Below are 13,126 nucleotides of genomic sequence, written 5' to 3'. Positions count from 1 at the left end.
GCGCTACCCGCTGACTTCTTCAATCCCGACTCTGATCTTTCATCGTTATGGACCTGCAACTCCACGGAAAAGCCGCATTCATCACCGGCGGCAGCATGGGCATCGGCAAGGCGGTCGCGCTCGAACTGGCCCGCGAAGGCGTCAACGTCGCCATTGCCGCGCGACGCCTCGAACACCTCGAGGCCGCCGCCGCCGAGATTCGCGCGACGCTCGCGCCGCTGGGCGACGCGGCCGGCGCGATCCTGCCCGTCACGCTCGACACGACCGACATGGCGTCCATCGAAGCAGCGATGGCGGCGAGCGTCGAACGTTTCGGCCGGCTCGACATCCTGCTGAACGGCGCTGCGCATCCGGGCGGCCTCGTGCGCGCGGAGCTGGAGCACGCGGATCCGCAGGGGCTGCTCCAGGACATCGACATCAAGGTCGTCGGCTACCTGCGTTGCGCGAAGGCGGCCGCGCCCTACATGCGGCGCCATGGTTTCGGCCGGATCGTCAATATCGGCGGGCTCACCGGCCGCGGCAGCAAGCAGTTGTCCGGCATGCGCAACGTCGCGATCGTGCACCTGACCAAGACGCTGTCCGACCAGCTCGGCCCGTTCGGCATCACGGTCAACACGATTCACCCGGGCGTCGTCGAGACGCCGCACATTCACGAGCTCTACGAGAAGGAAGCGCAGAAGCAGGGGCTGACGGCCGCGGAGGTCGAGGCCAACTACGTGAAGGTCACGCCGATCCGGCGCGTGCTGCAGCCGGAAGAAATGGGATGGATCGTGGCGTTTCTCGCGTCACCGAAGTCCGGCTCGATCACCGGCGAGTCGATCGGCTGCGACGGTGGGCTCACGCGCGGCATTTTTCTCTGACACAAGGAGCATCGCATGACCGCAACCGTACTGGTCGCCACCGCGGGACAAGGCATCCTGCGCTCGAACGACGACGGCAAGACCTGGCATCGCCTCGGGCTGGACGAGCCCATCGAGTTCGACGGCATCGTGCGCGCGCTCGCGGTGGATCCCGCTACGCCGTCGCGCGTGTATGCCGGCGCCGATTCGGGGCTGTGCATCAGCGAGGATGGCGGCGCGCACTGGTTTCGCCCCGAGAACCTGCTGAACGGGCAGGCAGTCTGGTCCATCGCGATCGATCCGGCGAATCCGGCCGTGCTGTATGCGGGCACCGGCGCGCCGTCGCGTGCCGCGCTTTACAAGTCGAGCGACGCGGGGCTGACCTGGGCGCGAACGGCTCCCGAGTTTCCGGAGTTCTGTTCAGGCGTCAATCGTCCGCGGCTGCTGACGATCTGCGTGGACCCGGAAGACAGCCGCAACGTGTGGTACGGCGTGGAGGAAGGCGGCGCATGGCGCAGCCGCGACGCCGGTGCGACCTGGACGCGCGTGGACGGCCCCGGCACGGCGATCCGCAACAGCGACATTCATGCGATCGCCGTGCTGCCTGCCGGGCCGCACCAGCCGAAGACGACGGTGTTGCTGACGGTGAACGCGGTGCACGTGAGCGACGACGACGGCCTGACCTGGGACGGCAAGCTGTCGCGCGACCGCTTCGACGGGCTGTACTACACGCGCACGGTCGTCCCGCTGGCGGCACCCGGCGGCGACCTGCTGATGGCGATCGGCGACGGCACGCCGGGCACGCGCAGCCGTATCTACCGCTCGCCCGATCGCGGCCGTGCATGGCACGAGACGGATCTGCACACGCCGCCGAATTCGACGTTCTGGGCATTCGGCGTCCATGCGGCGCGGCCCGGGCTCGTCTATGCGGGGACCAAGTACGGGCACCTGTTCCGTTCGCACGACGGCGGCCGGAGCTGGACCAAGGAATGGCGCGAATTCAGCGAGATCACGGCCGTGGCGTGGACGCCGTTCGAAGCGCCGCTCGTCGCCCACGCGCAGTCGACGCATTGAGCGGAGCGAGCGATGACCCAGCCTGACCTCCTGCAACGGGCGGCGCACGCGAACGAAAGCGGGCTGCCGCTGCCGGTACCGCGTGTGCAGCGCACGCACCTGTCGCTGTTCGTGCGCGATCCGGTGCGCTCGAGCATCTGGTATGCCGACGTGCTCGGCATGACGGAAACCGCTCGCGGCGAGCAGTGGGTGTTCATGTCGTTCGGCCAGAAACACCATGACATCGCGCTGATTCGCGCGGCGTCCGATGCGGAACTCGGCACGATCGGCCTGCAGCACTACGGCCTCGAAATCGCGGGCGGCCTGACCGAGCTGCGCCGGCTGTACGGGATGCTGATCCGTCGCGACGTGCCGATCGTGAAGATCACCGATCACAAGGTCGGAATCGGCGTGTATTTTTCGGACCCGGACGGCAACCGGCTCGAATTCTTTTGCGAAACCGTCACGGACGACGAGGAAGGCAAGCGCGTGCTGCACCGGTACAACGCGCCCAGCGATCCCTTTCAGCTCGAGCCGCTGTTCGACTGACGTGCCCGCCATCCATTCCGACACCATCGATACTTTATAGAGGATTACTGATGAGCAAGATCGCCAATTTCGAGGGCTTTCATATCCGCAAGTGGTATACGCAGATCGAGGATTCGCTCGCGAACGAGACCGGCCAGCTCGCGGACGGCGAGCCGCTGCGCAAGATCGTGATCGCCGCGGCCGTGCACAACCCGTATGCGGGGCGGTACAGCGAAAATCTTGACGATCTCGTACGCCCGTCGCCGGCGCTCGGGCAGGAATTCGCGCGACGCATCGAGTCGCTCGCGGCGGGCCGCGCGATCGAGAGCTACGGCAAGGCGTGCCTGGTCGGCTCGGCCGGCGAATACGAACACGGCAACGCGTTCCTCACGTCGATCTTCGCGGAGCCGATCCGTGCGGCATTGGGCGGCGGCAAATCGTGGGTGCCGTCGAGCGGCAAGCGCGGCCCGATCAACACGGTGATCGACGTGCCGCTCGCGCACAAGGATGCGCTCTACGTGCGCTCGCACTACGACACGGTGACTTGCCTGTTTCCCGACGCGCCCAACGACGACGAAGTGCTGGTGATCTTCGCGTTCGCGACGCGCGGCCGCCTGCATGCGCGGCTCGGCGGGCTGAAGGCGAGCGAGATCGTCGGCCGCGACGGCCTGGTGTGAAAGCAGGGGCTGCCGGAGAGCGAATGATGAATACGGTGTCCGTCAAGGATGGATGGGTCGAGAGCGACGGGTTGCGGCTGCACTACGTGAGCTGGGGTCGCGACGATGCGCCGGCCGTGGTGATGCTGCACGGCTTGCGCAGCTACGCGCGGACGTGGGAGCCCGTTGCCGACGCGCTGGCCGACCGCTACCGGGTCGTCGCGCTCGATCAGCGCGGGCGCGGGCTGAGCGACTGGGATCCGCGGCGGGACTATTACGCGGCGGCCTACGTTCGCGATCTCGATGCGCTGGTACGCGCGCTCGACCTGCGACGATTCGTGCTGGCCGGGCATTCGATGGGCGGCGCCAATGCGTTCGTCTACGCGGCATCGAATCCGGACCGGCTTGCCGGTCTCGTGATCGAGGACATGGGCCCGGGCGCGTCGGCCGGCTCGCAAGGTTCCGAGCGCATCAAGCGCGAGCTGAAGGAAACGCCGGACGCGTTCGCGTCGTGGGACGACGCGCGCGCATTCTGGCGGCATCAGCGGCCGAACATCGCGGAATCCGCGCTCGATTCGCGCGTCGCGCACTCGCTGAAGGAGGACGCACACGGACGGATCGTGTGGCGGCACGACGCCGCCGGGATCGCGGCGGCCCGGCTGGCCGCGACGCCGGAGCAGCTCGTCCATCTGTGGCCGCTGGTTCTCAACCTGCAGGTGCCGACGCTGCTGTTGCGCGGCGGCGATTCGGATTTCCTGGCCGCGGAAGTGGCGGCCGAAATGGCGGCCAGCGCCGGCATCGACTGGCTCGATATTCCGGGCGCGACGCACTACGTGCATGACGATCAGCCCGCCGCGTTCAACCACGCATTGCGCACCTGGCTCGATCGTCTCGACGATCCGGCATGGCGGACGGGAGCCGACGCATGAAGGCGAACAATCCGGAGCGGACATCGGTCGCGATCGTCGGCGCCGGGCCGAACGGCGTGGCGATGGCGAATCTGCTCGGCCTCTACGGCATCGCGACGGTGATCGTCGAGAAGGCGGCGGACGTCGTCGAATTTCCGCGCGCGGTCGGCATCGACGACGAAGCGTTGCGGATGTTTCAGACAGCGGGGCTCGCCGACGAACTGAGCCGCGACATCATCCAGAACGTGCCGCTGCGCATGTTCAAGGCGAACGGTGAATGCTTTGCCGATATCCGCCCGTCGATCCGCGAATTCGGCTGGTGGCGGCGCAACATCTTCATGCAGCAACTGGCCGAACGAACGCTGCGTGCCGGGCTGGCCCGCTATCCGCACGTGTCGCTGCGAACCAGCGAGGAAGTGGTGGATGTGGAACAGGACGATGGAGGCGTCACGTTGCAGGTGCGCCGCGCGGACGGCCGGCAGTATGCGCTCCAGGCCGACTACGTGGTCGCGGCCGACGGCGGACGCAGCCCGATGCGCGAGCTGCTCGGCGTCACGCTCGCCGGCACGACGCATCCGATCAAGTGGGTCGTGGTCGATGTGAAGAACGCCGGCCTCGACCAGCCTTGCACGGCCCTGAACTGCGACCCGCGCCGCCCGAACGTCTGCATCTATCTGCCGTTCGATTTCCGGCGCTGGGAGTTTCTCGTGTTCCCGCACGAGGACGAAGCGGCGATCGCCCAGCCCGACTCGATTCGAGCGCTGATCGCGCCGTACGTCGACGACATCGATCGCGTCGAGATCGTGCGCGCGCGAACCTACACGCACCATTCGCGCGTGGCCGAGCGTTTCGTTGTCGGTCGCGTGGCGTTCGTCGGCGATGCCGCGCACCTGAGTCCGCCGTGGATCGGCCAGGGCCTGAACGCGGGCCTGCGCGACGTGGGCAACCTCGCGTGGAAGCTGGCGGGCATCGTCCGTGGCGCATTGCATCCCGGCGTGATCTCGACGTACGAATCCGAGCGGCGCGATCACGCGAAGGCGATGATCGACCTCGCGGACACCTTCGGCGCGATGCTGATGCCGACCAACCGGCTCGTCGCGTTTGTGCGCGATCGCGTTCTCGGGCTGGTCCGCTTCGCGCCGGGACTGAAGGACTACATCCTGCAGATGCGGTTCAAGCCGATGCCGAGCTACACGCGCGGCATCGTGCTGCCCGGCGGATCGGATGCGGTCGGCAGGATGATCGTGCAGCCCGACGTCGAAACGGCCGATGGCGTGCGCCGCAAACTCGATGACGTGCTGGGGCCGTGGTTCTCGATCGTCGGCTGGCAGTGCGATCCGCAAGCGTGCCTGAGCGACGACGATCGCGCGTACTGGACGTCGCTCGGCGCGGTGTTCGTGCAGGTGAGCCGTTCGCGCAGCGGGTCGAGTCGCGCCCGGCGCGTGACCAGCGTGCACGGCAGCGCCTGCGTCGAGGACGTCGACAACGCGCTGGCGGCGTGGTTCGACCGGCATGCCGGCCCGCTCGTGGTCGTGCGCCCCGATCGCTACGTGGCGGCGCAGACGGACGCCGTGGGGATGGCCCGCGCGACCGCGGCCTTTCAGGCGTTCGCGCCACGACAACGGGAGGAAGTGCATGTTTGTTGAACAACGCACCTATACGCTGGTGCCGGGCGGCGTCGCCGAATATCTGCGGCTGTATGCGGAATGCGGACGCGCCGCGCAGGAGCGGGTGCTCGGCACGATGATCGGCTGTTTCGCGACGGAAGTCGGGCCGCTGAACCAGCTCGTCTATCTGTGGGCATTCGATTCGCTCGACACGCGTGCGCGGCGGCGTGCCGCGCTGATGGCCGATCCCGAGTTCGGGATCTTTCGCGGCAAGGTCCGGCATCTGCTCGTCAGGCAGGAAAACCAGATTCTCCGGCAGGAAATCGGCGGCTTGCTGCATGCGCCGCAACAGGCGGCGTGAAGCGGCCGTCGCGCCGTCCGCGCCAACCGCGCACTTTCAACCGAGGGTTCCGTCTTGATTCCGTTTACGCCGCTGACTTCGCGCATGGTGCCTGATGCGTGCGTCGATTACCCGCCGCTTCGTCTGTATGTCGACGGACGGTTCCTGCCGGCCGACGGCCGGCGCACGCAGCCCGTCTTCGATCCGGGCAACGGCCGCGTGCTCGGCGACCTGCCGCATGCGACGCGGGCCGATATCGACGCCGCCGTGCATGCCGCGCATCGTGCGTTCGCGACATGGCGCCGCGAGTCGCCGCTCGTGCGCTCGGACATCCTGCGGCGCGCCGCCTCGCTCGTGCGCGAGCGCGCCGAGTCCATCGGCCGCCATATCACGATGGACCAGGGCAAGCCGCTTCGCGAGGCGGTCGCGGAGGTCATGTCGTCCGCGGAACAGCTCGAATGGCACGCGGAGGAGGGGCGTCGCACCTACGGCCGCGTCGTGCCGGCGCGTTCGCCGGATGTGATGCAGACGGTGTTGCGGGAGCCGATCGGCGTGTGCGCGGCGTTTTCGCCGTGGAATTTCCCGTTCAGCCAGGCGATGCACAAGATCGCGGCCGCGCTTGCGTCGGGGTGCACGCTGGTGCTGAAAGGGCCCGAGGAATCGCCGAGCGCGCTCGTCGCGCTCGCGCACCTCTTCCACGATGCGGGGTTGCCGCCGGGCTGCCTGAACATCGTGTGGGGTGTGCCGGGCGACGTGTCGACGCAACTGATCGAGGCGCCGCAGGTGCGCAAGATCTCGTTCACCGGTTCGGTGCCGGTCGGCAAGCGGCTGGCGGCGCTCGCCGCGGCGCACATGAAGCGCATGACGATGGAGCTGGGCGGACACGCGCCGGTGATCGTCTGCGCGGATGCCGAGATCGAGCGCGCCGCGGCGATGCTGGCCGCGTACAAGTTTCGCAATGCCGGGCAGGTGTGCGTGTCGCCGACGCGGTTCTTCGTGCAACGCGCGGTGTTCGATCGCTTCGTTGCCGCGTATCTGGAAGCGGTGGGCAAGATCCGCGTCGGCTACGGACTGGAGGAGGGTGTCACGATGGGGCCGCTCGCGCATGCGCGGCGCGTGTCGGAGATCGACGCGTTCGTCGCCGACGCGAAGGCGAACGGCGCGGCGATCGTCGCGGGCGGCACGCGTTTGCCGGGGGCCGGCCATTACTTCGCGCCGACGGTCGTCGTGGCACCGCCGCGCGAGGCGCGCCTGATGAATGACGAGCCGTTCGGCCCGATCGTCGGGATCGTGCCGTTCGATGCACTCGACGATGCGCTCGCCGAAGCCAATCGTTTGCCGTTCGGCCTGGCGTCGTATGCATTCACGACATCGGCACGCAACGCGCACCGGATTGGCCGCGCGCTTGAGGCCGGCATGGTCAACATCAATCACTTCGGCATGGGGCCGGCGGAGATCCCGTTCGGCGGCGTGAAGGACAGCGGCTTCGGCAGCGAGGGAGGCACCGAGACCTTCGACGGTTATCTGGTCACCAAATTCATCACGCAACTGAACTGACGGTGCGCGCGCCGGCGCCCGCGCGCGGCGTCGCGCCAGCCTTCAGGTGGCTTCGCCGATCTGCGCGGTGGCGTCGATCAGCAGCTTGCCGAGCACGTGCTCGTCGAACAGCGCGAAGTGCTCGGCGCGAAAGACCAGCGACAGGCTGCTGTTGATCTCGCCGCTGCTGGCGGTGCGGATCGGGGCGGCGATGCCGACGAAACCGGCATCGAGTTCGCCGCGCGAGATCCAGTAGCCGGTCTCGACGATCTGCTGGCAGTGCCGCCAGAACTGTGTCCAGTCGGCCGCGAACTCGCCGAACGCGGCGTTGCGCCGTTCGTGCAGCCGTTTCAGGCGCGCGCGCGACATCGCTGCCACGATCACTTTCGACGATGCGCCCTGGAACAGCGGCATGATGCGGCCGCGGCCGAAACCGAGCTGCAGGTTTTCGGCACCGGTTTCGTGCATGACGTTGATGATCTGTTCGTCGAACAGCGTCGACACGAGCGCATCGCCGCCGGTGACCTGGACCAGTTTCTGGATGACGGGCTTCGCGGCGGTGAGCGTCGGGTCCGACTGCCGCATGTTGTAGTCGAGATGGATGATGCGCGGGCCCAGCGTATAGCGGCCGTTGGTGCCGACGAGCAGGCCGACGGAAGCCAGTTCCTTCACGTAGCGATAACACGTGGTGCGTGAAAAGCCCATGTGTTCGGCGATTTCCTCGGCGGTCATCGACGTCGCGGACGAAGAGAAGACGTCGAGGATGGACAGCATTTTGGTGAGGCTCGACATGACGTGATCCGGAAATCAGGCGGCTTGCGGCAATGGAACGGGAGGATCGGAAACGGCTCGCGCTGCGCCGCGGTCGCGGGTGACGCGACACATCGGCGACGGCAGGGCCGTAGTCTAACTTAAGTCGTGGCGGCGGCAACCGGACCCGCATCAAGGAAGGCGCGTGACACATGCCGCTGATCGTCCTGTAATCGCGTCGCATCGAATCAATATGGAATCCTATGTTGACGATGCAGATAACGCAACCCGACACGGCCTGCGTGCGATCCGGCTCGCGGACGCGATGCATGAATATTCGATGAGGAGAAGAAGATGGGAACGTGGTTGAAGATGGTGGCGCTGTGCGGCTGCGGTGCGGTTTCGCCGGTGTTCGCGCAGTCGAGCGTGACGCTCTACGGTTCGCTCGACACCGGCATCACCTATACGAGCGACGTCGCTTCCGCGCCGCGCGGCGGCCGCCAGCTCGCGCTCCAGGCGGGCGTGTCGCGCAACGACGTGTGGGGCCTGACGGGCAGGGAAGACCTCGGCGGCGGCAACTTCGCGGTATTCCGGCTCGAAAGCCAGTTCCAGACATCGGACGGCACGTTGACCGTGCCGGGCTCCGCGTTCAGTTCGCAAGCGTACGTCGGGCTCGGCGGCGACTGGGGCACCGTGACGCTCGGGCGGCAGTTCGATTTCGTCGGCGATCTCATGCCGTCGTTCGCGATCGGCGCGAACACGCCGGCCGGGCTGCTCGCGTGGGGCTTGCCGGCGAACGCGTCGGCGGGCGGCGCGCTCGACAACCGCGTGTGGGGTGTGCAGGTGAACAACGCGGTGAAGTACGTGAGTCCGACGTTCGGCGGTGTCGCGTTCGGCGGCATGTGGGGGTTCGGCAACGTGCCCGGCACGGTCGCGCGCAGCAGCGTGCAAAGCGCGATGCTGTCCTACACGCAAGGCGCGTTCAGCGCAGCGTTCGCCTATTTCGGCCAGCACGACGTGGCTGCCGGCGGCAATCTGCGCAACTTCTCGGGCGGGGCCGGCTACAACGTCGGGCCGTTCCGCGTCTTCGGCATGGTGTCGGACGTACGGATCAGCGCTGCCGCGCCGTTGCGCGCCACTACCTACGACGCCGGGTTGACCTATTCGGTCACGCCCTCGTTGCAGCTCGGCGGCGGTTTCCAGTACCAGCAGCGCGGCGGGGACATCGGCTCGGCCAACCAGATCACGCTGAGCGCCGACTATTCGCTGTCGAAGCGCACGGGGCTGTACGCGGTGGTCGCGCGCGGGCACGACAGTGCTTACGGCGCCCAGGTCGAGGCCGCGCTTGGCGCAGCGGCGGCAGGCGCGTCGCAGACCGCGGTGCGCGTCGGGGTGCGGCATCAGTTCTGACCGCACGGGAAAGCACGGGTTGCCGCGTGCGGCAACCCGGCCCGCGGGTCGCCGCGCTCAGAACCGATGCATCATCCCGATCCGCAGCGCCAGCTGGTTGCGGCCCGACGACTGCCCGGCCGTGCCGAGCACGTGCGCATGGTCGAAGTCGGTACCGGTGTTGCCGGTTGCATGCTGGTAGGCAGCCTGGAGGTAGGTCGAGGTCCGCTTGCTGAGGTCGTAGTCGAGCATCATCGACAGCTGGTGCCAGCTCGGCGATGCGTCGCCGGCCGTCGTGGCGACATGCGCATGCGTGAATGCATAGGCGGCACCGAGCCAGAAGTCAGGCCGGAAGAAATACTGGCCGTTGACCTCGAAGTTGTCGAATTTCCACGCGTTCTGCGTGCCTGCCGCAGGCGGGTTCGCGAAGTAGAGATTCGATTCGGGGTTGGTCACGTCGACGTGCGAATACGCGGCGGAGAGCGTGAACTTGTCGCTGAACTTGTATGACGCGCCGGCATCGATGTTCTGCTGCGAGCGGCCGCTGAATACCGTGTCGTCGCTCGACAGCGCACCGCCCGCGGTCGCGCCGCCGTTGTTTGCCTTCAGGTAGGCGACGGCGGCGGAGAACGCGCCCATCTGGTACTGCACGGCCGCGCTGTAGACGCGGTTTCGCGCGAAGCCGCCCGCCTGGTTCGAGAGGCCGTAGAGCACTTCGCCCTTGAAGCCGGCATACGCGGGCGACACGTATTTGACGCTGTTCTGGATGCGGTAGTCCCAGTCGGCGTTGTCGTTGTCGTACGGGTGCGCGCCGAAGTCGCCGAGCCAGTTTCCGGTGGCCGTGAACGGGCTCCACATGTCGAGCGTGGGGTCGTACTGGCGGCCGAGCGTAAGCGTGCCGAACTGGTCGGAATCGAGTCCGACATAAGCCTGCCTGCCGAACATCCGGGACGTCACGCCGAGCGCGCCCGTACTCGCGTTGAAGCCGTTTTCGAGCTGGAACAGCGCCCTCAGGCCGCCGCCGAGGTCTTCGGTACCTTTCAACCCCCAGTTGCTGCCGACGGTATCGCCGCTGATCATCTGGTAAGCCGTGCTGCCGCCCGCGTTGCTCGTGAAATTGATGCCTTCGTCGATCAGGCCGTACAGCGTCACGGTGCTTTGCGCGTGGGCCGGCAGGCCGAAACCCATGGCGCTCGCGGCCGATACGGCCGCCATCATCTTCTTCATCGTCGATCTCCAGGTGTGGGCGGCCCACGCGTGGCGACACGGTTTCCGACGGCGTGCGTCAGCACCGGACGCGTGCAGCGGGTCCGTTTATCGTTAGTTAAACGAAATATGAATCGGGAAGAAAATCGGTCCGCCGCGATCGAGCGGACCGAATACGGCGCCTCGCCGGGCGCGAGGTTCCGCGTAGCGGAGCTACAGCATCCGCCGCAGCACGTCGTTTTCCGGGTTGCGGTCGAAGAAGCGGTGCTTCAGCGCGCCGAGCACATGCAGCACGATGAGCGCGAGCAACGTGTAGGCGAGCGTCCGGTGCAGCCACTGAAACGCCTCGAACCAGTGGTCGTTCTTCGGCAGCAGCTCGGGTACGCGGAAAAAGAAGAACGGCACGCCGTCGCTCTGCGTGAAAGTACTGGACATCGAATAACCCATCAGCGGCACGACGATCGCCAGCGCGTACAGCAGGTAGTGGCCGATCTTGGCGAGCTTGCGGTCGAGCGTCGGCAGGGTGGCAGGCAGCGGCGGCAACGGCTTCATCGACCGAATCGCCAGTTGCGTGACGACCACCAGCAGCGTGAGCACGCCGAACTCCTTGTGCGTCGGGTAGTACCAGTCGAACTTGGCCGGCAGGTTGTCGTCGAGCCGGACCATCGTCCAGCCGGTCCAGAGCTGCGCGCCGATCAGGATCGCCCTGACCCAGTGCAACAGCCGAAGCGCGAGCGGGTATTTCTCCACGGCGAATGCAATGGCCTGGTGTTCCATTTGATTTGTCTTCCTTTGAAGCGACACTGCGACCGGCGGGATGCCGATCGTCAACGTCTCGCGCCGATCTTCGTCGAACCGAGGCCGGGTGGCGATGCGCACGAACCTTCGACGAGAGGCCCGTGCGCCAGGCTATTTCGCGCGCTCAGGCGATCGCCAGCGAATCCGCGCAGCATTCCTGCAGTGCTTCGCGCAGCGTCACCGCGATGAAGTCGGCTTCGTCCTGCCGCAGCGTCAACGGCGGCGACATCACGACCTTGTTCGCGATCGCCCGTACCAGGACGCCGCGCCTGCGCGCGGCATCGGCCGCGCGGGCGGCGAACCCCTGTCCCGGATCGAGCGGCGTGCGGCTGGCCTTGTCGGTCACCAGATCGAGCGCCAGCATCAGTCCCTTGCCGCGGACGTCGCCGACCGTCTCGAAGTCGGCCTTCAGCGGCAGCAATTGCTCGAGCAGGCGCTGGCCGACCCGCGCCGCATTACCGGGCAGATCCTCGGCCTCGACGATGTCGAGCACGGCAAGCGACGCCGCGCAAGCGAGCGGATGCCCGCTGTACGTATAGCCGTGCATGACCACGTGCGAGAAGCCCGCACCATGTTCGATCGCGTCGGCGATCCGGCCGTTGTACAGTGTCGCGCCGAGCGGCACGTAGCCGGCGGAAATGCCCTTGGCGACGCACAGGATGTCGGCGGCGACGCCCCAGCCGCGGCTGCCGAGCAGGCTGCCGGTGCGGCCGAAGCCGGTGACCACCTCGTCGGCGATCAGCAGGATGCCGTTGCGGTCGCATACGGCCCGCACGCGCGGCCAGTAATCGGCCGGCGGGACGATCAGGCCGCCGGCACCCTGCACCGGTTCGGCGACGAACGCGGCAATGGTCTGCGGGCCGTGAAACGCGATCGTTTCCTCGAGCTGCCGGATGCAGTGCTCGACGAGCTGTTGCGGATCGTCGCAGTTCCACGGATTGCGGTAGAGCCACGGCGTGTCGAGCAGCACGCAGCCGGGCAGCAGCGGGCCGTGATTGTAATGGTAGACGCCGTTGCCGCCGATCGAGGTGCCGCCCATGTGTACGCCGTGATAGCCGTTGCGCAGCGACAGGAATTTCGTGCGCGACGGCTCGCCTGCGGCGACCCAGTACTGACGCGCCATCTTGAGCGCGGTCTCGATCGCGTCGGACCCGCCGCTGCCGAACATCACCCGTTGCATGTCCTCCTGCGCGAACATAGCGCACAGGCGGTCGGCCAGGTCGTAGACGCGCGGATGGGCGACGCCGTCGAAGGTCTGGTAGTAAGACAGCTCGTCCATCTGCTGCGCGATCGCGCTTTTCACCTCCGGCCGGTTGTGGCCGACGTTGACGTTCCACAGTCCGCCGACGCCGTCGAGCATGCGGTGGCCGTCGACGTCGTACACGTAGTTGCCGTCGCCGCGTGCGATGACGACGGTGGGGGTCGTATGGCCGGCGGCGGCCGAGCTCATCGGATGCCAGAATCGTTTTTGACGCTTTTGATAGTCCATGGTGTCTCTCGTCTCTCTTACGAAGTG

13 protein-coding genes are annotated in these 13,126 nt (G+C 67.1%); 9 read left to right on the top strand and 4 right to left on the bottom strand.

What is annotated here, in order from left to right; translation table 11 throughout:
• Nucleotides 1-47: 47 nt before the first annotated feature.
• From L810_RS07510 to L810_RS07475, 8 genes are all read left to right on the top strand, one after another.
• Complete coding sequence (locus tag L810_RS07510) at nt 48-860, top strand: SDR family NAD(P)-dependent oxidoreductase (RefSeq protein ID WP_021157760.1); 813 nt, start codon at nt 48-50, stop codon at nt 858-860.
• A gap of 15 nt (nt 861-875) precedes the next feature.
• Nucleotides 876-1,913 carry a WD40/YVTN/BNR-like repeat-containing protein gene (locus L810_RS07505; protein WP_021157759.1) on the top strand — a complete coding sequence of 346 codons (1,038 nt, stop codon included), beginning with the start codon at nt 876-878 and terminating at the stop codon, nt 1,911-1,913.
• Nucleotides 1,914-1,925: 12 nt separating this feature from the next.
• A complete protein-coding gene (locus L810_RS07500) occupies nt 1,926-2,441 on the top strand; it encodes a VOC family protein (protein ID WP_021157758.1) in 516 nt (171 codons plus the stop codon).
• A 50-nt stretch (nt 2,442-2,491) separates the two neighbouring features.
• Entirely contained in the window at nt 2,492-3,097 is a 606-nt protein-coding gene (locus L810_RS07495) for an amino acid synthesis family protein (RefSeq protein WP_021157757.1), read from the top strand.
• 26 nt (nt 3,098-3,123) lie between these two features.
• Nucleotides 3,124-4,005, top strand: a complete 882-nt coding sequence (locus L810_RS07490; protein ID WP_042973696.1) for an alpha/beta fold hydrolase — start codon at nt 3,124-3,126, stop codon at nt 4,003-4,005.
• On the top strand, nt 4,002-5,630 hold the full coding sequence (locus tag L810_RS07485; RefSeq protein WP_021157755.1) for a bifunctional 3-(3-hydroxy-phenyl)propionate/3-hydroxycinnamic acid hydroxylase: 1,629 nt from the start codon (nt 4,002-4,004) through the stop codon (nt 5,628-5,630). The genes L810_RS07490 and L810_RS07485 overlap by 4 nt, the downstream gene beginning before the upstream one ends.
• A complete protein-coding gene (locus tag L810_RS07480) occupies nt 5,620-5,952 on the top strand; it encodes an NIPSNAP family protein (protein WP_021157754.1) in 333 nt (110 codons plus the stop codon). The genes L810_RS07485 and L810_RS07480 overlap by 11 nt, the downstream gene beginning before the upstream one ends.
• A gap of 84 nt (nt 5,953-6,036) precedes the next feature.
• Nucleotides 6,037-7,488 (top strand): NAD-dependent succinate-semialdehyde dehydrogenase, encoded by a 1,452-nt coding sequence (locus tag L810_RS07475; RefSeq protein WP_175895146.1) that lies wholly within the window; start codon nt 6,037-6,039, stop codon nt 7,486-7,488.
• Between the two features lie 42 nt (nt 7,489-7,530).
• On the opposite strand, the gene L810_RS07470 is transcribed toward L810_RS07475, so the two are convergent.
• Nucleotides 7,531-8,259, bottom strand: a complete 729-nt coding sequence (locus L810_RS07470; protein ID WP_021157752.1) for an IclR family transcriptional regulator — start codon at nt 8,257-8,259, stop codon at nt 7,531-7,533.
• A 312-nt stretch (nt 8,260-8,571) separates the two neighbouring features.
• Here L810_RS07470 and L810_RS07465 point away from each other — a divergent pair, with 312 nt between their 5' ends.
• A complete protein-coding gene (locus L810_RS07465; RefSeq protein ID WP_021157750.1) occupies nt 8,572-9,627 on the top strand; it encodes a porin in 1,056 nt (351 codons plus the stop codon).
• Nucleotides 9,628-9,684: 57 nt separating this feature from the next.
• Here the strand turns inward: L810_RS07465 and L810_RS07460 are convergent, their stop codons facing one another.
• The 3 genes from L810_RS07460 to L810_RS07450 all read right to left on the bottom strand — a co-directional run bounded on the left by L810_RS07460 (nt 9,685) and on the right by L810_RS07450 (nt 13,099).
• Nucleotides 9,685-10,833 carry a porin gene (locus L810_RS07460; protein WP_042973668.1) on the bottom strand — a complete coding sequence of 383 codons (1,149 nt, stop codon included), beginning with the start codon at nt 10,831-10,833 and terminating at the stop codon, nt 9,685-9,687.
• A 192-nt stretch (nt 10,834-11,025) separates the two neighbouring features.
• Nucleotides 11,026-11,589 carry a cytochrome b gene (locus L810_RS07455; protein WP_042973667.1) on the bottom strand — a complete coding sequence of 188 codons (564 nt, stop codon included), beginning with the start codon at nt 11,587-11,589 and terminating at the stop codon, nt 11,026-11,028.
• 145 nt (nt 11,590-11,734) lie between these two features.
• Complete coding sequence (locus tag L810_RS07450; RefSeq protein ID WP_021157746.1) at nt 11,735-13,099, bottom strand: aspartate aminotransferase family protein; 1,365 nt, start codon at nt 13,097-13,099, stop codon at nt 11,735-11,737.
• Between the last annotated feature and the right edge of the window lie 27 nt (nt 13,100-13,126).

It is taken from the genome of Burkholderia sp. AU4i (assembly GCF_000466765.1).
In the GTDB taxonomy this organism is placed as follows: domain Bacteria; phylum Pseudomonadota; class Gammaproteobacteria; order Burkholderiales; family Burkholderiaceae; genus Burkholderia; species Burkholderia cepacia.
Note: the sequence above shows the minus strand (reverse complement) of the source record. Positions and strands in the feature narration are given on the sequence as shown.

Excerpts from the sequence above, each read along its gene's own strand:
- L810_RS07510 (WP_021157760.1), top strand. The coding sequence starts at position 48 with ATGGACCTGCAACTCCACGGAAAAGCCGCATTCATCACCGGCGGCAGC.
- L810_RS07505 (WP_021157759.1), top strand. The coding sequence starts at position 876 with ATGACCGCAACCGTACTGGTCGCCACCGCGGGACAAGGCATCCTGCGC.
- L810_RS07500 (WP_021157758.1), top strand. The coding sequence starts at position 1,926 with ATGACCCAGCCTGACCTCCTGCAACGGGCGGCGCACGCGAACGAAAGC.
- L810_RS07495 (WP_021157757.1), top strand. The coding sequence starts at position 2,492 with ATGAGCAAGATCGCCAATTTCGAGGGCTTTCATATCCGCAAGTGGTAT.
- L810_RS07490 (WP_042973696.1), top strand. The coding sequence starts at position 3,124 with ATGAATACGGTGTCCGTCAAGGATGGATGGGTCGAGAGCGACGGGTTG.
- L810_RS07485 (WP_021157755.1), top strand. The coding sequence starts at position 4,002 with ATGAAGGCGAACAATCCGGAGCGGACATCGGTCGCGATCGTCGGCGCC.
- L810_RS07480 (WP_021157754.1), top strand. The coding sequence starts at position 5,620 with ATGTTTGTTGAACAACGCACCTATACGCTGGTGCCGGGCGGCGTCGCC.
- L810_RS07475 (WP_175895146.1), top strand. The coding sequence starts at position 6,037 with ATGGTGCCTGATGCGTGCGTCGATTACCCGCCGCTTCGTCTGTATGTC.
- L810_RS07470 (WP_021157752.1), bottom strand. The coding sequence starts at position 8,259 with ATGTCGAGCCTCACCAAAATGCTGTCCATCCTCGACGTCTTCTCTTCG.
- L810_RS07465 (WP_021157750.1), top strand. The coding sequence starts at position 8,572 with ATGGGAACGTGGTTGAAGATGGTGGCGCTGTGCGGCTGCGGTGCGGTT.
- L810_RS07460 (WP_042973668.1), bottom strand. The coding sequence starts at position 10,833 with ATGAAGAAGATGATGGCGGCCGTATCGGCCGCGAGCGCCATGGGTTTC.
- L810_RS07455 (WP_042973667.1), bottom strand. The coding sequence starts at position 11,589 with ATGGAACACCAGGCCATTGCATTCGCCGTGGAGAAATACCCGCTCGCG.
- L810_RS07450 (WP_021157746.1), bottom strand. The coding sequence starts at position 13,099 with ATGGACTATCAAAAGCGTCAAAAACGATTCTGGCATCCGATGAGCTCG.